Source organism: Sphingomonas sp. IC-11 (genome assembly GCF_021043365.1).
In the GTDB taxonomy this organism is placed as follows: domain Bacteria; phylum Pseudomonadota; class Alphaproteobacteria; order Sphingomonadales; family Sphingomonadaceae; genus Sphingomonas.
Genome location: NZ_JAJNDU010000001.1, coordinates 634,783 through 656,285, shown reverse-complemented (window position 1 = coordinate 656,285; position 21,503 = coordinate 634,783). Strand labels below are relative to the sequence as shown.

Annotated in this window: 18 protein-coding genes; 4 read left to right on the top strand and 14 right to left on the bottom strand. The window is 64.4% G+C overall.

Features of this window, described 5'->3' with window-relative positions; genetic code table 11:
• Positions 1–70: 70 nt before the first annotated feature.
• The 12 genes from LQ954_RS03100 to LQ954_RS03045 form a co-directional block, all read right to left on the bottom strand.
• Entirely contained in the window at positions 71–1,963 is a 1,893-nt protein-coding gene (locus tag LQ954_RS03100) for an XrtA/PEP-CTERM system amidotransferase (RefSeq protein WP_231021902.1), read from the bottom strand.
• Positions 1,963–3,483: an exosortase A gene (gene xrtA / locus LQ954_RS03095; RefSeq protein WP_231021901.1), complete on the bottom strand. Its 1,521-nt coding sequence runs from the start codon at positions 3,481–3,483 to the stop codon at positions 1,963–1,965. The genes LQ954_RS03100 and xrtA overlap by 1 nt, the downstream gene beginning before the upstream one ends.
• Positions 3,480–4,631 carry a TIGR03087 family PEP-CTERM/XrtA system glycosyltransferase gene (locus LQ954_RS03090; protein ID WP_231021899.1) on the bottom strand — a complete coding sequence of 384 codons (1,152 nt, stop codon included), beginning with the start codon at positions 4,629–4,631 and terminating at the stop codon, positions 3,480–3,482. Before LQ954_RS03090 ends, xrtA begins: the two co-directional genes overlap by 4 nt.
• Before the next feature lies 1 nt (position 4,632).
• The gene (locus tag LQ954_RS03085) at positions 4,633–5,652 is read right to left on the bottom strand and encodes a FemAB family XrtA/PEP-CTERM system-associated protein (protein ID WP_231021897.1); all 1,020 of its coding nucleotides are present in this window, start codon (positions 5,650–5,652) and stop codon (positions 4,633–4,635) included.
• Positions 5,649–6,524, bottom strand: coding sequence for an XrtA system polysaccharide deacetylase (locus tag LQ954_RS03080; RefSeq protein ID WP_227770904.1), 876 nt, complete (start codon positions 6,522–6,524; stop codon positions 5,649–5,651). Before LQ954_RS03080 ends, LQ954_RS03085 begins: the two co-directional genes overlap by 4 nt.
• A 1-nt stretch (position 6,525) precedes the next feature.
• Positions 6,526–7,593 carry an ExeA family protein gene (locus LQ954_RS03075; protein WP_227770905.1) on the bottom strand — a complete coding sequence of 356 codons (1,068 nt, stop codon included), beginning with the start codon at positions 7,591–7,593 and terminating at the stop codon, positions 6,526–6,528.
• 30 nt (positions 7,594–7,623) lie between these two features.
• Positions 7,624–9,246, bottom strand: a complete 1,623-nt coding sequence (locus LQ954_RS03070) for a hypothetical protein (protein WP_227770906.1) — start codon at positions 9,244–9,246, stop codon at positions 7,624–7,626.
• A gap of 9 nt (positions 9,247–9,255) precedes the next feature.
• On the bottom strand, positions 9,256–10,389 hold the full coding sequence (locus LQ954_RS03065) for an AAA family ATPase (RefSeq protein ID WP_330999931.1): 1,134 nt from the start codon (positions 10,387–10,389) through the stop codon (positions 9,256–9,258).
• Positions 10,386–11,906 (bottom strand): XrtA system polysaccharide chain length determinant, encoded by a 1,521-nt coding sequence (locus tag LQ954_RS03060; protein WP_231021895.1) that lies wholly within the window; start codon positions 11,904–11,906, stop codon positions 10,386–10,388. Before LQ954_RS03060 ends, LQ954_RS03065 begins: the two co-directional genes overlap by 4 nt.
• An 11-nt stretch (positions 11,907–11,917) precedes the next feature.
• Positions 11,918–12,565, bottom strand: coding sequence for an XrtA/PEP-CTERM system exopolysaccharide export protein (locus LQ954_RS03055; protein ID WP_227770909.1), 648 nt, complete (start codon positions 12,563–12,565; stop codon positions 11,918–11,920).
• 102 nt (positions 12,566–12,667) lie between these two features.
• Positions 12,668–13,900: a pyridoxal-dependent decarboxylase, exosortase A system-associated gene (locus LQ954_RS03050; protein ID WP_231021893.1), complete on the bottom strand. Its 1,233-nt coding sequence runs from the start codon at positions 13,898–13,900 to the stop codon at positions 12,668–12,670.
• Positions 13,897–15,447, bottom strand: a complete 1,551-nt coding sequence (locus LQ954_RS03045; protein ID WP_231021890.1) for an AMP-binding protein — start codon at positions 15,445–15,447, stop codon at positions 13,897–13,899. The genes LQ954_RS03050 and LQ954_RS03045 overlap by 4 nt, the downstream gene beginning before the upstream one ends.
• Positions 15,448–15,525: 78 nt before the next feature.
• Here LQ954_RS03045 and LQ954_RS03040 point away from each other — a divergent pair, with 78 nt between their 5' ends.
• The 3 genes from LQ954_RS03040 to LQ954_RS03030 all read left to right on the top strand — a co-directional run bounded on the left by LQ954_RS03040 (position 15,526) and on the right by LQ954_RS03030 (position 17,315).
• Complete coding sequence (locus tag LQ954_RS03040; RefSeq protein ID WP_227770911.1) at positions 15,526–15,798, top strand: acyl carrier protein; 273 nt, start codon at positions 15,526–15,528, stop codon at positions 15,796–15,798.
• A 4-nt stretch (positions 15,799–15,802) separates the two neighbouring features.
• On the top strand, positions 15,803–16,471 hold the full coding sequence (locus LQ954_RS03035; protein WP_231021889.1) for a hypothetical protein: 669 nt from the start codon (positions 15,803–15,805) through the stop codon (positions 16,469–16,471).
• Between the two features lie 61 nt (positions 16,472–16,532).
• Positions 16,533–17,315, top strand: coding sequence for a hydrolase 1, exosortase A system-associated (locus LQ954_RS03030; RefSeq protein WP_231021888.1), 783 nt, complete (start codon positions 16,533–16,535; stop codon positions 17,313–17,315).
• Here the strand turns inward: LQ954_RS03030 and LQ954_RS03025 are convergent.
• Together LQ954_RS03025 and trxB are read right to left on the bottom strand one after the other, a co-directional pair.
• On the bottom strand, positions 17,302–18,810 hold the full coding sequence (locus LQ954_RS03025; protein ID WP_443026598.1) for a S10 family peptidase: 1,509 nt from the start codon (positions 18,808–18,810) through the stop codon (positions 17,302–17,304). The genes LQ954_RS03030 and LQ954_RS03025 overlap by 14 nt on opposite strands.
• Before the next feature lie 122 nt (positions 18,811–18,932).
• A complete protein-coding gene (trxB, locus tag LQ954_RS03020; protein ID WP_227771097.1) occupies positions 18,933–19,901 on the bottom strand; it encodes a thioredoxin-disulfide reductase in 969 nt (322 codons plus the stop codon).
• 145 nt (positions 19,902–20,046) lie between these two features.
• On the opposite strand from trxB, the gene LQ954_RS03015 reads away from it, so the two are divergent.
• Positions 20,047–21,429 (top strand): leucyl aminopeptidase family protein, encoded by a 1,383-nt coding sequence (locus LQ954_RS03015; protein ID WP_231021887.1) that lies wholly within the window; start codon positions 20,047–20,049, stop codon positions 21,427–21,429.
• Positions 21,430–21,503: the final 74 nt, after the last annotated feature.

Below are 21,503 nucleotides of genomic sequence, written 5' to 3'. Positions count from 1 at the left end.
GCCCGGTCCTAGAGACCTGTCGGTAACGCCCTGAATCGCCAGCCTGGCTTACTCCGGGGTCGCTGCGCGGTCATCCGAACAGTCGTTTCAGGCTGCGCTCCAGCATCACGAACTGCCACAGCGTGCGACCATGTTCCTCCCGCCCGGATCGATGCGCCTCGGCTATCCTACGCAGCGCCTCCATGTCGAACCAGCCGGTGTCGGAAAGAGTGCGGGATCGTGAAAGTGCGGCCGCTTCGCCCGCCAGTGCTCCGCGGAACCACTCGCTTACCGGCGTGACGAAGCCCATCTTCGGGCGATAGAGGATGTCCTCGGGAAGATACCGCTCCATGGCCTTCTTCATCAGCCATTTGCCCTGGCCGTGGCGCAGCCGCATCGATGATGGAAGGCGCGCCGCGAACGAGACGAGCCGATGGTCGAGCAACGGCTCGCGCGCTTCCAGGCTCACCGCCATGCTGGTCCGGTCGGTCTTCGCCAATATGTCTCCGGGCAGCCAGATCTTCATGTCGGCATATTGGGCGCGGTCCAGCGGGTCACGGGCAGGCGCCGCGCGCATGGCTTCGACATAACGGTCCTCGGCGCGATAACCGCTCATTGCGCGGCGCGCGGCATCGTTGAACAGAAGTGCGCGCATGGCGGGCGTGGTGACACCGACCGATCGGGCATAGGCCTCCGCACCGTCGTCAGCGAGCGCCAGCAGTGTCGTCTTCGCGCGCAGCGGCCGCGGCGCCCAATCCGCTTTGGGGTAGAGGCGGCCCAGCGTGCCGAACACGCCGCTACGAAACTGCTGCGGCAACAACGCTCGCACCCGTTCCTCGGCCGCCTGGAACCGGTAGCGGCGATAGCCGGCCATGATCTCGTCGGCGCCGTCACCCGAAAGCGCCACCGTCACCCTTTCGCGAGCGAGCGCGCATACCTGATAGGTGGCGAGCGCCGAGGCGTCCGCAAAGGGCTCGTCGAATGCGGCAACCACGCGATCGATGAGGCCCACATTCTCCGAACTGACGACGCGCGTATCGTGATCGGTGCGGAACCGTTCCGCTATTGCGGCGGCATAGGCTCTTTCATCATGCCCGGATTCCGCAAATCCGATGGTGCAGGTGCGGACAGCCTGCGGGCTCGCTTCCGCCATCAGCGCAACGACGGCTGAGCTATCCACGCCCCCCGACAGGAAAGCGCCGAGGGGCACGTCGGCCACCAGACGCGATTGCACCCCCTCTCGCATATGCGCGATCAGCTCTTCTTCGAGCGCCTTCGCCGAGCCGGTCGCGCGATCGGCAAAGGACACGTCCCACCATTGCACCGGCGCCGGCACTGGCTTGCCACGCTGCACCAGGAGATAATGGCCGGCCGGCAGCTTGCTCACGCCCGCCACCACGCAGGCGTCGTCGGGCACGTAACCGAAAGCGAGATAATCCTCGATCGCTCGGAGGTCAGGCACGCGGCGCAACAGCGGATGGGCAAGCAAGCCCTTGAGTTCCGATGAAAAGGCAAGCGCACCATCGGCGAGCCGGGCATAATGGAGCGGCTTCACCCCCAAGCGGTCCCGCGCCATGAACAACTGCTGCGTGCGGGCATCATGGATGACGAAGGCGAACATGCCGTTCAGCCGGTCCAGCATTCGCGGACCCCAGGCTGCCCAGGCGGCAAGCAGCACTTCGGTGTCGCCGCTGGTTCGAAACACCCAGCCCTTGCTGCCGAGCTCCGCCCGCAACTCACGGTAATTGTAGATGCAACCGTTGAAGAGCACGGAAAGCGCACCCTCCCCACTATGCATCGGCTGCGGTGAGCCCTTTACGTCGATGATGGACAGCCGCCGGTGGCCCAGACCGACGCCGGGCGCAGTCCACACACCCTCGCCATCCGGGCCGCGGACCGCCATCGCATCGGTCATCGCGCGGATGCGGGCGGGATCGACGGGCTTTGGTGTCTCGGGATAAAATAGCCCTGCCAGTCCGCACATCAGCGCATCACCTCGGCAGACACATGGTCGATCGGGCCAAGAGCGGTGCGGAACCGCGCGATCACGCTCGCGGCGTCATGCTCCTTGCCCTCCTCGGCAGAAAGATGAAGCGCAACGGCCGCCGGCTCACCGCCGATCAACCGCGCCTGCAGCGTCGCCAGCTTGACCACCACGGGGCTGTTGGTCACCCTTCCCGCTACCCGGTACCAGGTGGCGACCACGCGCTCCACCGGACCTGGCGCCGTAATCCGCATTGCTGAGCCGCCGTCGATATCCGGCAGGAACGCCACGCGCACCCAGCGATCGCTCTCCCGCAGGACGCCCGTACCGTAAGAGATCACTTCCTTGCCTTCCTCCTGCCGGGCGAAAACTGCGATGGCGAGATCAACCGCATGACCGCTGCCGTCGACATAGCGCCCAATGAGGCGATGGTCTGCGCCGGGATAGAAAGGCTCCCAAGGCGCCCCCTTGCTTAGCGGGGCGCGGGTCCATCCTGGCACGTCCGGAAGGTGTAACTGCGGCGGCAAGTGCTGTGTGCGCCCGCCGATCGCAGCCGCCCAGATCGCAAACGCCGCGCACCCTGAAACGATCAGGACAGCAGCCAGCGTCACGCTGATCCGATGTCGCCGAGGTGCGGGCAAATCGGCCGGATCAAAGGCAGCTTCGTCGGGCGCGCGATCGAACCATCGCCAACCGCCTGCCATTACCGCCGCCATCACCAAGGCAAAGAAGACCCAGCCGTAGACGATATGGTCAAAGCCGGTGGCGGCCTGAAGGCCAAAGAACTGCGCCGCCCAGATAGTACCAAACGCCCGCACGCCGTTTGCCAACACCGGCACCACCAGCGCCACTGCCAGAAACGTGGCTCTTCTACGTGAAGAGCGGAAACAGGTGTTGGCAACAAGTGCGGCGAACGCGAGCATCGAGAGGACGAATTTCGAACCGGAACAGGCTTCGGCCACCTCAAAATAATATGGCCCGGCATGGATCAGCACGCCCTCAACTGCCGCGGGGACACCCGCCAGGTGAAGCAGCGGCATGACGATCGCCACGGTGATCTGCTGAAGCGGCGGCTCCAGCCATTCCCCGAACGGAACGGCGAAAAAGGCATAAGCGAGCGGAAACAGGAGAGCGCGGCCCACATGCGGGCCCAGCACCGTCACGGCGGCACCCTGCAGCATGATCACCACGCCGAAGTGCCGGGCGCCCGCAACGCCAGCGGCTTCGCCGAGCAGCCATCCGGAACAGCCCGCCGCGTCAATCGCTAGCCCGGGCCACCAGGCGACGGGCGTCAGCGCCCCAAGCTCTCGCCTTCGCGTCCAGATCAGCCACGCAACTACAGCTGGGATAAAGAGACAGTGCCCGTACGTGGTGCTGGTCCACCACAAACGTACAAGATCGGCGACATCACGCTGGAACAGCAGCAACACGCAAAGCGACGCGAGCGCGAGCGCCGCCACATGCATACGCCAGCGCCCGACAATGGCGTCGGCTGTCCCCGGGTGAAGTGCGGTATTCACGCGGCCGGGCTCGCCGCCCCAAGCCCAAGAAGGTCATCGAGAGAAGCCAGCCGGGCTTCCCATCCGTAGCGCTTGATCACCTGACGCCTCGCCGCATCGCCAAGCGCTGTGGCGCCGGGCGGATCCTGCAAAAGCGCCATGATACAGTTCGCATATTCGCGGGCATCGGACGCGATGCGGATGGTACCGGCATGGTCGATTCCTTCCGCTGCACCGGTGCTGGCAACCACCGGGCGAGCCATCGCCATTGCCTCTAGCACCTTGTTCTGTACGCCGCGGGCAAGTTGCAGCGGCGCCACCACCACGTCCGCCGCGGCAAGCCAGCCACGGACATCCGTCACCTCTCCGGTGACGGTCACGTCTGCTCCCGCCAGCGCTTGCACCGCCGGTGTCGGCGCCCGACCCACAATTGCGAAATGCACGGCGGGAAGAAGCGGCAGGACCGATCGCGCAAACCATGTCACAGCATCCACGTTCGGCCGGTAATCCATTTGACCCGTGAATACGAGGAGCGGACGCGGGCTTGAAACCGGAGCGGCAACGGCGGGATCGTAAAGGACCGTGTCGATGCCGTTCTCAAGAGCACGACTTCCCGGCAAGAGGGCTGCTTCTGATGCGCTGACGAACAAGGATTCGTGCACACGCGCCGCCACGGAACGCTCAAAGGCGGCGAGAAGCCGCGCCTCGCGGCGCATCATCCATCGCATCGGTCCGAACGCATCGTCTGCATAAGCGGCGAACTTCGCTGAATCGAGATCAACGAAGTCCATGATCGCTTTAGGGCCAGTCGCCGGAAGATATTGTGCCATCTGACTGGAGAATGCGTAGATAGCGTCCAAGCGACGACGCGAGAGAATGTCGTTGACCGCCCCCCTCACCCGTCGATCGGCGAAGGCGGTTAGCGAAACAGGCTGACCGCTCACCAGAGCCTCAGCAGCGGCGCGCAGTTGCGGTTTGGTCCGCGGAACCAGCACGCATTCATCGACCAGCGCCCGATGTTCGTCCGTGATGACGGCATCATCATCCACGAAGGCGATCAGATGAACGCGCGCGCGCGCCGACAGATGCTTGAGGATGTTGAAGCTGCGAATGCGATCGCCGCGGTCAGGCGGAAAGGGCGCCCGATGCGCCAGGAACAGGATTTCCACCTCAGCCCAGCCCTCGGCTGATCCAGGGTCCAAGGAGGTTGGCCACCGGCAACGGCAGCTTCTTCCAGGTGCGCACCATCAGCGCATATTTCGGGTTGAGCGGGTTTACGTCGCGCGCCGGCCCGGAGGACCATTTGGCGTAGCAGAGTGGCTGTCCTGCGAAGCCCCAGTTCTTCTTGAACGCCGCAGGTCCGGTTCCCGCCTTGGAGCGCCCGAAGTCGAAACGGTTACAGCCACGCGCTCGAGCGTGCGCCATCAAAGCGAAGTACATGCGATCATTGGCGCGCAGCCGGCGCGCCGCTTCGACCCCGCCCCCCCAATAGGGGAAAACCGTGCCATTGAAGTAGAGGCTGAGCACGCTCGCGACCGCACGTCCATGATGACGCACCGTCAGGATATCGGCGTCCATGTTCTTCAGCACTTCACGAAAAAGCGCGCGCGGGAAGACCGGGGTTCCAAGGTTCCGAACCGACTCGGCGTACACGCGATAGTGCTCATCGGCGAGATTCAGTCCGCCAGTGACTACCTCCAGATCGTTCGCCAGCGCCTTGCGGAGCTCCGCACGCTGCTTACGCGGGACGGCGTTCAGTTCTGCCTCATCGTCAGCTGCCAACGGCTTGACGAAGCCGAGGTAGGTTTCGTCGTCGACAAGCCAGTCAGCGGGAAGCGCACCACCGCGGAGCTCGACCGTCGGCAAGCCAAGGGCACGAGCAGCCGCGGCGAGTGGTTCAACGCCCTCGCCCAGCACGCCGCCAGCAACGGCAAAGCCGGAAGACACCAATGCCTGGCCGAACAATGGTGAGCGCATCTCCGTCAGCGGCAAATAGCCGACCATCTCGCCGCCACGCTCCGCAACAAGAAGGCGCGCCCGCTGACCGCAGCCACGCTCAACCGCACGGAGCCAGGTGGCGAGGTGAAAGGGCGTGGCGTCAGGATGGGCGGTGACAAAGGCATCAATGCGAGCATCTTCCCCCGACGCCTCGCGAACCGACAACTCCTGATCAGGAGCGGCGTGCTTCACTGGCGCGTCTCTCGGGCGGCTACCTCATCCACCCTGCCCCATTGATGGCGCCCCAGCAGGCCGCGGAGCTTGCCCTTCATGGCGCCGATGCGGCTGTAGTGCCGAAGGCGGGAGCGCAGGGGGGCATTCGCAACGCGTGGCTGGCCAGTATCAACTTCCCAGGGGTGGAAGTAGAACATGCCCGCGCGACCAGCAGCGTTTGACTGACGCACCGCCACATCCGTCAACGCGGCGGGAAGCAACCGGAAGAAACCACCGCCCACCGCCATGCGGCGGCCGCCAACCTCAGCGACGGACACCGGGAGTTCGATCAGTGAGCTGTCGCGCAGCGGACGCCAAGCGAAACGCGGGCTGTCCCGCCAGCCGTAATGGTCATGCGCGACGGGGGCGACGCTGGAGGAGTAATCATAGCCTTCCTCCGCCAGCACCGGGTGTGCCCAAGGCGTGCGGGCGTCGATGGAGAAGCTTGGGGCTCGATAGCCGGTGACTTTGACGCCTCCGGCGTCCTCCAAAGCCGCACGAGCCCGGCGGAGATCGTCTCGAAACTGCGCCGAACTCATGGTGAAGACGCGCTGATGATCCCAACCGTGGCTCGCGACTTCATGGCCGCCCTCAGCAATCCGCCTGACCAGCGCAGGATGGCGCGCTCCGACCCAGCCGAGGGTGAAGAAGGTCGCCGACACGCCGCATTCGGCGAACAGATCCAGGACCGCGCTCGTGTTGTATATCACGCGGCTTTCGAGGCTTTCCCAATCGCCCTTGTCGATGGTGTGTTCGAATGCGCCGACCTGGAACCATTCTTCCACATCTACCGACATGCCATTGGTGATCGTCTCACCGTGGGCGGCTTTTCCGCTGGGTAGGCCGATCATCTCACGCTGCCGCGCCGCGCACCGCTTCCAGTCCGCCGCGGGGTGCGGGAGCATCGCTTTCGACCCAGTCCACAAGCAACGTCAGCATCCGGCGAAGCGCGGCGTCCTGCTCCTCCACCCGCTGTTCAAGACGGGCAATCCGCTGCAGCAGCTCGGGATTGGCCGCCAACTGGGAATGGCCGTCCGTTGGCCGCGCCGCCGCGGATGGTGCGTTCGGCACGGCGCGTACCGCGGGCGTGATGCTGGAGGCGCTGGGCAAATCCCGGGCGGCATCCGCGCGAACGGTGTTCACCAGCGCAGCGTCGATCACCTTGGCCTCGGTGATCGCGGCGTGCAGCAGCACTCGTCCCATCAACTGGTTCAAGCGGCGCGGCACACCGCCACTTGCCCGGTGCAGTACCGGGAAGACATTGTCCGCGAAGCTGGGCGCGCCGGTCCATCCGGCGATCTTCAGCCGGTGATTGACGTAGCTCGCCACTTCGTCAGGAGCCATCGGTTCGAGATGGTGGATGGCAATCACCCGCTGTCGCAGTTGCTCGAGCCGGTCGGAACCGTTGAGGCGTTCGCGAAACTCCGGCTGACCCAGCAGGAAGATCTGCAGCATCGCGCGGCCGCCTGCCTGGAAGTTGGAGAGCATGCGAAGCTCCTCCAGCGCAGACACCGGCAGCGCCTGTGCCTCGTCGACGATCAGCAACGTGCGGCGCCCGGTGCGTGCGACGGCATGAAGGCCTCGCTCCACGAGCGTCAGCAGCTCCGCCTTCGAACGTCCAGCCGGCTCGATGTTGAGCCCGGTCGCGACCACCCGGAGCAGATCATCCCCCTCGATCGCGGTGGACACGATCGTGATGACGTTGAGGTTGGCGGGATCGATCTGTGCCGTAACATGGCCGACAAGCGTCGTCTTGCCGGCGCCGATATCGCCGGTGATGACAATGAAGCCTTCACCTTGGGCCAAGCCATAGCCCAGATATGCCATAGCCTTTCGATGGGTCGCGGAGTCGAACCAGTAACGCGGATCGGGCGTCAGCTGGAACGGCCGCTCAGTCAGGCCAAAATGTTCCTCATACATGCCGGGCCACCCCTTCAGATTGCTGTCCGGTTAGAATGTGTAACGGGCGCCAAGCAGCGCCTGCGCCGACCACTGGCTATCGAAGCCTTCTTGATCGAACGTGTAGAGACCGAGCGATGCGATGGTGCCCAGCCGTCCGAACTGACGAGAATAGCTGCCGGTCGCACCCAGGTTGAACACGCCGTTCGCCACGGGCAGGCCGCTGTCATAGTAATTGGCGAACAAGTTCACATCGACCTGGGAAACCCGGCTTAGCGCACGCGACCAGAAAAGCTGGGCGTAATAACTCTCGTCGGTGACCGCGATCGCCACTGTGCCCGGGGCGACAACCGGTGTGTTCAACCGGCGATTGGCATAGCCCGCGCCGACGCCGTAAGCCGTGCGGCCCTGCGTGGCGGATACCACGGCATCGATCCCGCGCGCCCGGTAGCTGGCCGTCGAGATGGACTGGAACACGTTGTTCAGGCAGCCGCCTGCGTCCGCCCCGCTGCCGCCGGCATTGCTGCCGAAGATGCAGCCGTTGAACTGCTGTCCAAAGGGACTGGCCGTTCCCTGAAATGCGGTGGGCAAGTCGCGAAGGCCATCTCGAAGCTGACGGCCAAACGTCTCGATCCCGTCGTAAACGACGACCTGAAGACCCGTATTTCGCGCCATCTCCCAGTTCAGAGAGCCGAAATACGTCTCCCCACCATAGCGATAGCCGGCATTCGCCTGAAGTTCGAAGCGAGGGCTCGGGCGCCAGATAACGCCGGCGTCATAGATCAAGCCGTCCGTATTGTAGGCGATCCGTTCTGGCGACGCGGGGTCCGTGACGAAGCGTCCATCCCGGTCAACAACAGGGTTACCGGCGGCATCAACCAAGGCGTCCCGCTGGGTGGCCTTGATCTTCTCGTAGCCCGCACCGGCGCGCAGGGCGACCGTGCGGCTTACCGGCAGCGTCACGTCGCCGCGGGCGTAATATCCTTCGTACTTCTGCTCGAGTTGGCCGGCCTCTTCACGCTCATAGGCACCGCTAACGGTAACGCCTACAGGCAGCACGGTTCCCGCGGCCACGCCAGCGGACGCCTGGGCAAGGACGCTCTTAGAATCGTCGAAATAGTCCAACCGCGGCTGACCCGGACCCACGCCCGTGACTACCGGTGATTCCACCTTGGTGTAGCCGCCGAAGGCCGAGGCTGCGATCTGCACCGGACCTGCGCTGGTGGTAAGGCTTGGTCCGGCATAGACGGAGTAGACCTGAGTGACATTGTCGACGTTGCCGACGAAATTCCCGGGCGCTGCGCCCCGGATATCCGCTCTGGCCCGGGTCGCGACCGCGCCGCCCTCGAGCGAAAAGCCGGGCGCCACGGAAGCGGAGGCGCGCGCAAGACCGGTATGCACATTCTCGTCCGCCACCCGGTCATCCCACTGGATGCGCCGCTCGTAACGGTAGCTGACCTGCCCTTCGGCCCGGCGCCCGGTCACGCCGGCATCAACGCCGACGGCGATCTGCGAATATGTCAGAACATCATCGTTGCTGAGATTGGCATCGAGCACCTGACTGAGCTCGATATAGGGCGCCACATAACGATCGCGCGCCTGGGCGCCGCTAGCGGCCAGAACCATCGCGAGGGCGATGCCATGAGCCAGTGCTGTATCCCGGAGCCTCAGCACGTTACCTTCCTAACCGTAATAGCTTCCGAACCGGCCGCCGCCCGGCTCATAGGAGCGCGAATTCAGAACCAGGCTAATCTGCTCGCATCCATCGAGGATGTTCACTGCTTCGCGGACTTCGGCTTCCGTGGTGCGATCTGCACGCACCACCAGCATCACCTGACCGACAAGAAGCGCCAGAACCGACGCCGGCGACGCGGCGAGTGCGGGCGGCGTATCAAAAACGATGATGCGACGCGGGTCACTCCCCAACAGCTGATCGATAATCTCCCCGGTGCGGGCGCTGGCGAGCAGCTCGGTATCCGAATGAGTGCGCTTGCCGGCGGGAAGAAGGGACAATTGAGGCACGTCGGTGCGGACCACGAACTCTTCCGGATCCAGCGTCCGGTCAGCAAGAATGTCGAGGAGGCCCGTCGAGTCGTCGAGGCCGAGCGTCGCCATGATATTGGGCTTGGCGAAATCGCCATCGACCAGCAGGACCTCGATATCGCGTTCCGCCGCAAGGCTGATCGCGAGATTGATCGCGCAGAATGTTTTGCCCTCGCCGGGCTTGGCCGATCCCACCAGAAGGGTGCGGGACCGCTCGCCCAGCGACCCTGCGGCGAGGGCGCGAGCGCCAAGAAGCAACTGACGCTTAACCAGCCGGAATTCCTCCGCCAGCGCGCCGATCGGGGCACCGGGAACCAGCATGCCCTTTTCGGCCAGCATGGCCCGATCGATGCGGGCGATCCCATCAAGCAGGATTTCGAAGTCATCTTCCGGTTCAGCCCCGGCGCGAAGCTCCGGCGGGATCGCCATCAGCGTCGCCGCGGCTTCCCGTGAGAGCGTTTCGGCGCCTTCGGGAGCAGGAGGAGCGGCCGAAAGCAGGTCGAAGGTCAGGTCGAGCGGCCTCGCATCCTCGGGATTATCCTGAGTAGAGCCGTCATGTGCAGCAGTTGTCTGTTCGTCGGCCGGAACAGAGTCCGGTTGCTCCAGACTATCCACTCCGGGCTGGTCCTGTGCCTCGGTCGGGACGCCTTCCGCCGGGATCGACGATGCCGGCTGCACGGGAGCCTGACGCTGCCGCAGGTGGGCGCCGAAGTCATAGACGCGCGCCGCCCGCTCGATCAGCGACTCTTCCATTTTCTTGTCGGCGTTCGTCATGCTGCTAGACCCCGCTGAAGCATTTCGACGCCGAGCAGCGCCACATAGCCGATGGCGAGCGCGCCCGCTCCACCGATGAAAAGCTTCAATTGCCGTTGCCGAAGCTCCGCCTGATGCCGGGTCAGCATTTCCCCGATGGAACCGATCACTGGCATGCCGGACGCCTTTTCAAGCCGCTGGGCAGTAGGGAAAGTCGCTTGCAGCTTGGACATCGCAAAAGCGCTTCCGATGCCGCCGAGGATGCCGACGATCAGAATTCCGGTAAGCAATAGCGGCCGGTTGGGCGCGGCCGGCGTACGAGGCTGCGTCGGAGGATCAATCACGCTGAACTTGACGGCATCCGTCTGCGACTGCGCCTGACTGCGTAGGTTGACCTGCTCGCGCTGTGCCAGAAGGCGATCATATTGATCCTTCAGGACGGTGTAGTTGCGCTCGATCTCTCCCTGCTCCGCCGCCACTTCGGGATCCTCCGACAGCTTGGCACTCAGCGTGTCGAGATCGGCTTGAAGCTGCTGCTTGCGCATGCGCAGCGCCGCAACATTCGCCTGGCGATCAGCCAGCATCGATTGGAGCGAAAGATACGCAGGATTGGGAACGCCGGCGCCAGCCGCGCCTGCCGGCTCGCTTCGCACGGCGGCCTGCGCCTGTGCCAGCTGCGACTTAAGCGCGATCACGTCGGGATGATTATCGGTGTAACCGCGGCCGCGCGCGTCGGCTAACTGGCCCTGGATCGCAGCCAATCGGGCACGCGCCGGGCCCACACCGGCTCCGCCTGCTGCTGCACCCGCGATCGTCGGCGGGGTGCCGGACAATTGCCCCTGCAGAGCAGCAAGGCTCGAGCTTGCCGCGGCAAGATCTCCGTCGACCTGGCTCATCTGCGCCCGCGCGGCGCCCATGCGATCCGCCACCGAGCCGCTGCCCGGCAGCGATCCAAGATAGCGGTTCTGGAAGTCGGCGCGCTTCGCCTCGGCATCCTGCAGCTTGGCGCCGAGCGACTGAAGCTGGCCGTCAAGAAATTGCAGGGCCTGGGTGCTCTGCGCGCGATCGTCGGAAAGATTGGTTTCGACGAAGATATCGATCAATTTTTGCGTGATGCTGGACGCCAGCTTTGGCGTTGCCGCGGTGCTGACAATCTCGAACAGATTGTCCTGCTGGGCAGTGATCTTGATAGCGTTTTGAAGGCCAGCGGCTCGATCGGCGACCTCGCGGTCGGACGACGCGGTTTTGGCAAGGTCGGTGCCCCGCACCACCTTCTCCAGGTTCACCGAAGAGGTCAGCGTCTGGCGAACGGTATCGATGTCGCGCTGCTGATCGCCCATCGCGCCGGCCTCACTGCCGGCGGGCAGGACCGAGCGCATCTGGACGAAGACGCGAGCGCGACTTTCGTAGCGGCTGGGGATCTGACTGACCGCCAGCCAGCCCAACAGGCAGATCGCCCAAGCCACGGCGAGCGCCAGCCAGCGCCTGGTCCACACGGCATGAACCGCGATCCTGACCTCTTCGTAAAGCCCAGTCACCGGCCCGCCTTTTAGAACATGCTCTCGGGGATGATGATCACATCGCCCGGTTCCAAGCGCACATTTGCCTTGGAATCCCCGTTCTTCAGCAGACGGTTGATATTGAGCTGGTACTCGGTCTGCTTGCCGGTGGTCCGATCATAGCGGATCAGACGAGCGCGGTTGCCCGCGGCATATTCATTCAAGCCGCCCACCGCGATCATGGCGTCGAGAAGCGTCATGTTGGCGCGATAGGGCAGCGCCGCCGGCTTTTCGGTGGCGCCAACAATCCGCACCTGCTGGCTGTAAGTGCCCGAAAAGCTGTCCACGATGACGCTGACGATCGGATCCTTGATATATTCACGCAGCGCCAGCTTCATATCGTCCGCAAGCATCGCGGGCGTCTTGCCCACGGCTGGCATGTCGTTGACGAGCGGCGTGGTGATACGACCATCCGGTCGCACCTGGACCTTCGCCGACAGTTCAGGGTTGCGCCAGACAAAGATCTGGAGAGAGTCCAGCGGCCCGATAACATATTCGTCGCCGGGCTGCTCACGCTGCGCGACAAAGGCCGCCGGAGGCAGTTCCGGCCGTGCACCACCGACGGTGGCGCATCCCGCCAGCATCGTCGTAGCGAGCAGGGCTGCAGGCAAGGAACTGTACCCTCGCGAAAAGCGCATCGAATAACCTCCGTCGGGCGCAAGCGACCGGCGCAGGGAAGATCACCCTCCCCTGCCGGGCTCCGCTAACTTCCACTTGAAAGTAAGAGGTGAAGATAGGGTTTAGGAGCGCTGTACGACGACCTCGGTCGGGGCCGGGTGTCCCAAAAAGGCACTGGGGCTGGCGGTTGCGCCATACGCACCGGCCAAAAAGATCGCGATGACGTCGCCCACGTCCGCTCGAGGGAGGGTCACCCGATCCGCCAGTCGGTCGAGCGGCGTACACAAGCACCCCACTACCGAAACCTCCTCTTCGGACCCCGAACCGCCTGTCCTGCCAGCAACGGCAACCGGATAGTTGCGGCGCACCACCGTCCCGAAATTGCCACTAGCGGCCAGTTGGTGATGCAACCCGCCGTCCACGATCAGGAAGGTCTCGCCGCGGCTTTCCTTGCGATCCACGATCTGGCTCAGGTAGACACCGCACTCCCCGACGAGCCAGCGGCCTAGCTCGATCGCATAGGACGTGCCCGCCGCCGTCAGCGATGAGGCATGTATCGCTTCCGCAAGCGCCGAACCGATTGCCCCAACATCGACCGGCGTATCGCCAGCGAAATAGGGAATACCGAAGCCGCCGCCGAGATTGACGAGCGGTGGCAGATGCCCTGCCTCCTCGCTCAGCCGCTCCGCCAACATGAGAGTCGCTGCTTGCGTCTCGATAAGCGCTCGGCTGTCCAAGGCCTGGCTTCCGGCAAAGATATGGAACCCCCGCCAGTCGGCGCCACGGCGGACAATGGCCTGCACCAGCGCGGCGGCGCGCTCGGCATCGATACCGAACGGCGACGGCCGCCCCCCCATCTTCATGCCGGAGCCTTTCAGCTCCATGTCGGGATTGACCCTGACAGCCAGGCGCGGAGTTATCCCGAGCCGCTCGCCGATCCCGATCGCCCGATCCGCCTCACCCTCCGATTCGACGTTAAGTGTGGCGCCCGCGTTGATCGCCGCTTCGAGCTCGCCATCGCGCTTGCCCGGGCCCGCGAAACTGATCGACTTGGCAGCTTTGACCGCAAGCGCCTTCTGCAGTTCTCCGGCGGACGCAACATCGAGCCCATCGACCAATGGAGCGATGGCTGCCAGCAAGGCAGGATGAGGATTGGCCTTGATGGCGTAGTGAAGATCGACGGCGGGAAAGGCGCCTCGGAAGGCGGCGATCCGTGCGGCCACAATGGAGGGATCATAGACGAATAGCGGTGATCCGTGCTCGGCAATCCACTCGGGCGCAGCCCGGTCGCCGATCGTCAATTCACCCGTCTGCGACGCGAACTCCGGCGGCAAAGGACCAAATGGCTTGCTCATTTTCCGCTATCCCCTGCCGCGTTGTCGCGATCTGACCCGGCATTCGCCTGCGCCACGCCCTGGTCCTGCACCGACGCGCGAAGCATCGCTCGATCGAGTTTGCCGTTTGCGTTGCGCGGCAGTTCGGATCGCCATTCGAACCGCACCGGTTGCATGAAGTTCGGCAACTCGCGCCGCAATCGTTCCCGCAGATCCGTCTCGCGCGCGTGATCTCCACGGAGGATCACGACAATGGCCTGACCCAGGCGTGCATCAGGAACGCCGATCGCGACCGCCTCCGCAGCCTCCCCGCCGGCGACCACTGCCTCCTCCACCTCTCCGGGACTGATCCGGTTGCCAGCGGACTTGATCATCTCATCGTCGCGGCCGACGAACCGCAGCAGGCCATCATCATCCATCATGGCGGTGTCGCCGGACCAGACCGCCGTGCCACCATATCGGGAGAACGCGGGGGCCGGTCGAAACCGCTGGGCGGTGCGTTCCGGATCCTGCCAATAGCCCTGCGCCACCAGCGGGCCGGCGTGAACCAGTTCACCAGGCTCCCCCGCCGCAGCGCGGCTGCCGTCCGCACCGACGATCATCACCTCCGCATGCGGTATCTCGCGCCCGATCGACTCAGGATGCGTATCGACCAGCGCAGGATCAAGAAACGTGGAGCGGAAGGCCTCGGTCAGGCCGTACATCGGGAACAATTCTGCTTCTGGAAAGCGCTGGCGCAGCGCGCGCACCATGCGGGCCGTGAGTGCGCCGCCGGAGTTGGTGAGCCTGCGCAACCGCTTCGCGGCGGCCGCCGGCCATTCCGCCTCCAGCAACTGAACCCACAATGGCGGCACACCCGCCAAGGTCGTCGCGCCGACACGTTCAACGGCCTTCACAACATCGCGCGGGGTCAGATAATCCAGCGGCGCCACTGCAGCACCCGCTGCCCAAGTGGAAAACAACTGATTCTGGCCATAATCGAAACTGAACGGCAGCACGCCTAATACCACATCCTCTGGCACGAGACGCAAATAGTGGGCGACACTGTTGGCGCCGAGCCAGAGGTTCGCGTGACTGAGCATCACCCCCTTGGGCCGACCGGTAGAACCCGATGTGTACAGGATTGCCGCCAACGCACGTGGATTGCCGGCCGAAGGGGGCAGTTCGTCGCCGGCACCTGGCACGGTGTGAACGGCCACCGCGGCAACGTCGGCGGCCTCCAGGGTCGAGGCGCGGGCAGGCTGCGTCAACAGCAACCGAGCGCCGCTATCTGCCAGGATATGCGCCACCTGCGCTCGCTTGAGCAGCGGATTGATGGGGACGTGAATCAGGCCGGCCCGGACCGCTGCAAGCGGCATCAAACATGCCTCCCTGGTCTTCGGCAGCCAAGTGGCGACACGATCTCCCTTCGCCAGGTTCTGAGCGGCCAGCCAGCCGGCCAGCCTGCCGACCTGCTCTTCTGCCTGCGCATACGTCAGCACACCGGCGCGATCGACGATCGCAGGCGCACTGCCATCGCCCATGAGTATATGGTCTATCTGTCGCGGCGTCGGATCAAGGGGAACCATCGAGCGGTCATAGCGCCGGGGCGTTGCGGATTTCATCCCCCGGGCTTAACGGCACCCAAGATTTTTGAGGGGACGCAGGTGATTCCGGAAGGCAAACCCGAAGTCGACGCCACGGTGCGCGCCGTGCTCAAGGACGTGCTTGCATTATCGGACGAGCGGGTATCCGCCTTTAATGATTCCACGCCGTTGTTCGGCGCGCTGCCCGAACTTGATTCGATGGCCGTCGCAGGGGTTTTGACCGAGATCGAGGACCGCCTGGGGATCGTGATCGACGATGATGAGGTCGACGGAGATATGCTCGAGACCTTCGGCGCGCTCACCACTTTCGCCGCCAGCAAGACGCTGATCTGAACGTATGGCGGGCACAACTGGCCCGCGCATCGATCATTATCAATGGGCGGGCGGGCGTGAGCTGATGCTTCGCTTCGGCCCCGAGGGCCCGCCTTGCGTGATCGCCGCATTGCCCTTGTTCGAAGAAGGCAATCGCACGCGCGCAGCAATGGTCGACGTCCTGAGGCGGCTCGCAAAGCACGGCATCGCTTCGGCCCTTCCCGATCTGCCCGGTACTGGCGAGAGCCTGGTCGACACAGAGGGCGCCACGCTGCAGGCCTGGAGGGAAGCATTCGCCGCCGCTTGCGGGCAGATCGCAGGCCCGGTGCATATCTGTGCGTGGCGAAGTGGCGTGTTGGTTGATGGCGAGGCAGCGGCGGCCAGCCGGTGGTATCTTTCTCCGCAATCCGGCGAGGCCCTGATCCGGGAGCTTGGGCGGGTCCGCGAGCTATCGGGAGGCGCCGATCTGGCAGGGAACCTGCTATCGTCCGAGATGCTGAGCGCCCTGGCACTCGCGCAACCCACGGTGACCGGGCGATTGCGCGTGGTTCGCCTGGATAGCGACATCAAACCGGCCGACCACAAGCTGGCAGGCCGACCATTATGGCGCGCCAGTGAGCCCGATACGGACGAGCAACTGCAGAGCCTTGTGGCGGACGATCTTGCTGCCTGGGTTAGAGCGCAGTCCGAGTGATGGCGGGCGAACGGCGGCTACCGGCGGAGATGATACAGGCGTTTTCGGCGGACTGGTTCGGGTGAACCGCCGACATCTGACCTTTGAATGTGCCGGAGAAACGCTTCTGGGCACGATCGATGAGGCGCCGGGAACGACCGGCCTGCTGATCGTCACCGGCGGCAACGAGATTCGGGCTGGCGCACATCGCGCAATGGCGATGCTTGCGGCTCGCCTGGCGAGCGCCGGCACGCCTGTCTTTCGCTATGATCGGCGCGGTGTCGGAGACTCCAGCGGAAGCAACCGGACATTTTCGAACGCCAGCGAAGATCTGCTTGCTGCTGCCGCCACGTTCCGAGCAGTCGCGCCCCAGGTCAGTCGCTTGATCGGGTTCGGAAACTGCGACGCGGCCACCAGTCTTGCGTGGTGGGGGAACGAGGCCGGCTGCAACTCAGTTGTGCTGGCGAATCCATGGGTGGTGGAAAGCGCGGCCAACCTGCCGCCGCCGGCCGCCATCAAGGCGCATTATCTGGCGCAACTGCAAAGCCCGGCGGCTTGGAAACGGATCGCCACCCGCGGGCTCTCGCCTGCCAAGCTGCTCCGCGGGTTGAAGAAGATCGCGGCGCGCGAGGAGGCCACGGATCTGACCTCCCGCACGTTGGAGGCCATCGCTCGCTGGGGCGACCGCGCCACCGTCATCCTGGCTCGCGGTGATGGAACAGCCATCGCCTATGCCGATGCGGCGAGGCGCGCGGGTATTTTCCCGCGCACCATCACCATCGATACCGGATCACACAGCTTCGCTCGCCCGGGCGACGCCGTTGCGCTCGAGCGGGCGATCCGATCCGTCCTCAGCGCGCCCTGATAAAGGCGCGCACGTCCGTGGACAGCTTACGCAAATCCTCATCGCGGACGTACATCATGTGACCGGCATTGTACCAATGCCAGGTAATCCGCCCGTCATTGGGAATGCCGGTTCGGTTCAGTGAATATTCCGCACCGAAGAAGGGCGTCGCAAAGTCGTAATAGCCCTGACCAACGAACACTCGCAGGCCGCTGTTCTCACGCATTGCGCGGCCGATGTACGGCGCAACATTGACATACCCGGCGCCGCCGCGGGGGCCGCCGATCTTCCAGTCCCAATCGCCGACGCCGCCGATCGAAACGTAGGTGACGTCGGGCGAGTATTTCAGCGTTTCGCGGGCATAGGCGTTCATTGCCGCCGTGTAGGCACCATCGATCGCATAGAAGCTCGGATCATTGTCCGGCTCCTCGCCGGCATTGTCGTAATCCTTGCCCAGATAGCGCGTGTCGAGCCGCCCGATCGTTTGACCGCGGTCGCGCAGCAGCTCCTTGTAGAAGCGTCCCGGCGCCAGACGCAGATCGGCACGCGCCAGATATTCCTGCGACACACCGGTGTAGCGCGAGAGTTGCGGAAGGATTGCCTGCCGCTCTTCGGCGGTCAACGCATTGCCCTTCAGCAAGGCGCTAGCGTAGGGGCCGATTGCGAAGGCCTTGGCCTCTGCGATGAACTGTTCAACGGTGGCGGGCCGGTCAGCAACCTTGTTGTGGTACCAGGCGGTCGCGGCCATCGAGGGCAGGTTCGTGATGTAGCCGATCTCGTTGCCTGGCGTGTCCGCCGCCGCGCTCAAATCCAGGATCGATGAGATGAGGATGATCCCGTTGACCGATACGTCGGTGTAGGTGCCCTCAAGCTCATTGATGACTGCCGCAGAACGGGTCGTGCCATAGCTTTCGCCGCCGATAAATTTCGGGGCATTCCAGCGACCGTTCTCGTTGAGCCACAGCCGGATGAAGGCGGCCATCGACTTGGCGTCCTTCGTCACCCCCCAATAATCCTTGGGATCGGTCTTGCCGAGCGCCCGGCTGAATCCGGTTCCGACGGGATCAATGAAGACGAGGTCGGTGACATCGAGGAGCGAATCGACGTTGTCGACAATGGGATAAGGCGGGGCGCCGTCGTCGCGCGCGTCGGATGGGATCACCACGCGCTTGGGTCCGAATGCGCCCATGTGCAGCCACAGGGAACCGGACCCGGGACCACCATTCCACAGGAAGGTCACCGGCCGCTTGGGATCGACCGGCCCTTCCTTGATGTAGCTGTATGACGTGATAGCAGCGAGAGGCTTGCCATCCTTGTCCTTCAGGTAGGTCTCGCCAGCGATCGCACGATAGTTGATGCGCGTGCCGCCGAAGGTGCCGGAATGCCGCGTGACCGACACGACGGGCGGTGGGATCGCGGCATCATCCGACCGTTCGGCCTTGGTCTCAGGCTTGTTCTGTGCCGCCAGCGGTGCGGCAATGGCGGCGGTAAGCGCCAGGACGAATTTCAGCTTCAAGCGACCCCCCAAGATCTTGTGTCATGCCGGGCACTTTCCGGCACCCAACGGCGTGCCCGTTGGCCCGCAGCGTTTGCGGCACCGGCGGTGCGGGAACAAGCCCGGCATGACAGATCAGGGTATTATTCCGCCGCTTCCGCCATTTTTTCGAAATCCGCCTCCGCCAGGAAGCGCTCCGCATCCAGTGCCGCCATGCAGCCGGTGCCCGCCGCGGTGACCGCCTGGCGGTAGACCTTGTCCATCACGTCGCCGCACGCAAAGACGCCGGGAACGCTGGTGCGCGTGGAGCCGGTTTCGACCTTGATATAATGATCCTCGTCGAGCTCCAGATGCCCGCGGAAGAGCTCGGTCGCGGGATGGTGACCGATCGCGACGAACCCGCCTTCAACATCGAGCCGGGAATGTTCGCCCGTTACCGTATCCCGCAGGTCGAGCGCGACGAGCCCGGCATTGCCGCCGCCATCCACGAACTCACGAACTTCCTTGTTCCACAGCACCTTCACATTGGGATGCGCAAACAGTCGCTCCTGCAGGATCTTCTCCGCACGCAAACTGTCACGGCGGTGGATCAACGTGACGTCATCGGAATGGTTGGTGAGATAAAGCGCTTCCTCGACCGCGGTATTGCCGCCGCCGATGACGGCGACCTTCTTGCCGCGATAAAAGAAGCCGTCGCAGGTGGCGCAGGCGGAAACGCCCTTGCCCTTCATCGCGTCTTCGCTCGGCAGGCCGAGCCACTTTGCCTGCGCGCCGGTAGCAATCACCAGCACGTCCCCCTCGTAGATGTCGCCGCTGTCGCCGGTCAGGCGGAACGGCCGGCGGGTCAGGTCGACGGCGACAATGGTATCCCACATCAACTGCGTACCGACATGCTCGGCCTGCTTCTGCATCTGCTCCATGAGCCACGGCCCCTGGATCACGTCAGCAAAGCCGGGATAGTTTTCCACGTCCGTGGTGGTCATCAACTGACCACCGGGCTGAATGCCCTGAACAAGGATCGGCTTCATGCCGGCGCGTGCGCCGTAGATGGCAGCGGAAAGGCCGGCCGGGCCGGACCCGAGAATGAGCATGCGAGTCGAGTGTGTCGTCATGCCCCCGATGTAGGGTGCACGACGGATCATGGGAACCATCCCACCGCCCCGGGTTGCGGGGCGCAAAGTGGACGGGCATGTCCTTGCCCCAACAGACTCGCGCTTCCGCACCCTCCCGATGAAGGGAGGAGAGACAAAGGTTGCAATGACTGACTTCAGCTCCTTCCTCGCCGCCGATCGCGGCCAGCCCGCCCGCCTGATCCATGTCGTTCATCCCGACGACTTCAGCGACTGGCTGGCACAGCAACCCGTCCGCAGCCGCACTGCCGTGGCGGCGGGCAAGGTAGTGGGAAAGCCGGGCAATCGGGCCATTCTGCCCGGCGACTCGGCCGAGGACTGGTCCATGCTGCTGGTGTGCAACGAGGCGGAAAGCTCACCCTGGCGGATCGCTTCCCTTGGCGATGGCCTCCCCGAGGGAACCTATCGCCTTGCAAAGGGGGAACCGGGCGCGGCCATGCTCGGGTGGGCGCTCGGACAGCACAAGTTTACCCGCTATCGCACCCCGGAACCACAGGGGCCACGCGTGTTGCTGACCGGAGAGCCGGCGCGAATCGAGGAAATCGTTCGCCTGGCCGAAGCGACCGCCCTAGTCCGCGATCTTGTCGACACCGGTGCATCCGATCTCGGTCCGGCCGAGTTGGAGGCGATTGTCGAGGCCTTGGCTAAAAAGCATGGCGCCACGTTCAACTGCATTCGCGGGGACGTGCTCGCGGACGAGTATCCCATGATCCATGCGGTGGGCCAGGCGGCGGCAAAGAATCGCTCGCCCCGGCTGATCGAACTGGAATGGGGTGATCCGGCCCACCCTCGCGTTGCGTTGATCGGCAAGGGCGTCTGCTTCGATTCGGGCGGCCTCGACATCAAGCCGTCCTCGGCGATGCGGCTGATGAAAAAGGACATGGGCGGCGCGGCGCACATGATCGCTCTTGCCAGCCTGGTTATGGCGGCGAAGCTGAAGGTCAGGTTGCACCTGCTGATCCCGGCAGTGGAAAACGCCATTGCGGGCGATGCCTTCCGACCTGGCGACGTGCTGCGCACGCGGCAGGGCCTCACCGTGGAAAATACCAATACGGACGCGGAAGGTCGCCTGATCCTGGCTGACGCGCTTACGAAGGCGGCCGAGGGGTCGCCGGAACTGATCCTGGATTACGCGACGTTGACCGGCGCAGCGCGGGTGGCGCTGGGACCTGACCTGCCCCCGCTCTTCACCAATGACGAAACGCTCGCCGCCGACTTCCTGGAGGCAGCAGACGCTGCTCACGATCCGATGTGGCGATTGCCGCTTTGGGACGGTTACGAGGACATGCTGAAGTCGGACATTGCCGACATGGTCAATGCGCCGGACAGCGGCTTTGCAGGCGCGGTCACCGCGGCGCTGTTCCTTCGGCGGTTCGTGCCGAAGAACGTCGCCTGGGCCCATGTCGACACATTTGCGTGGCGCCCGGCTGCCAAGCCGGCCCGCCCGAAAGGTGGCGAAGCGCTCGGCTTGCGGGCAGCCTGGGGCGTGCTGAAAAAGCGATACGGCTAAGCACGAGCTACCTCGCACATCCCAATCAAGCTTGCAGATGTCAGCGTCGCATCAGACGCAATCAGCGTCGTTCC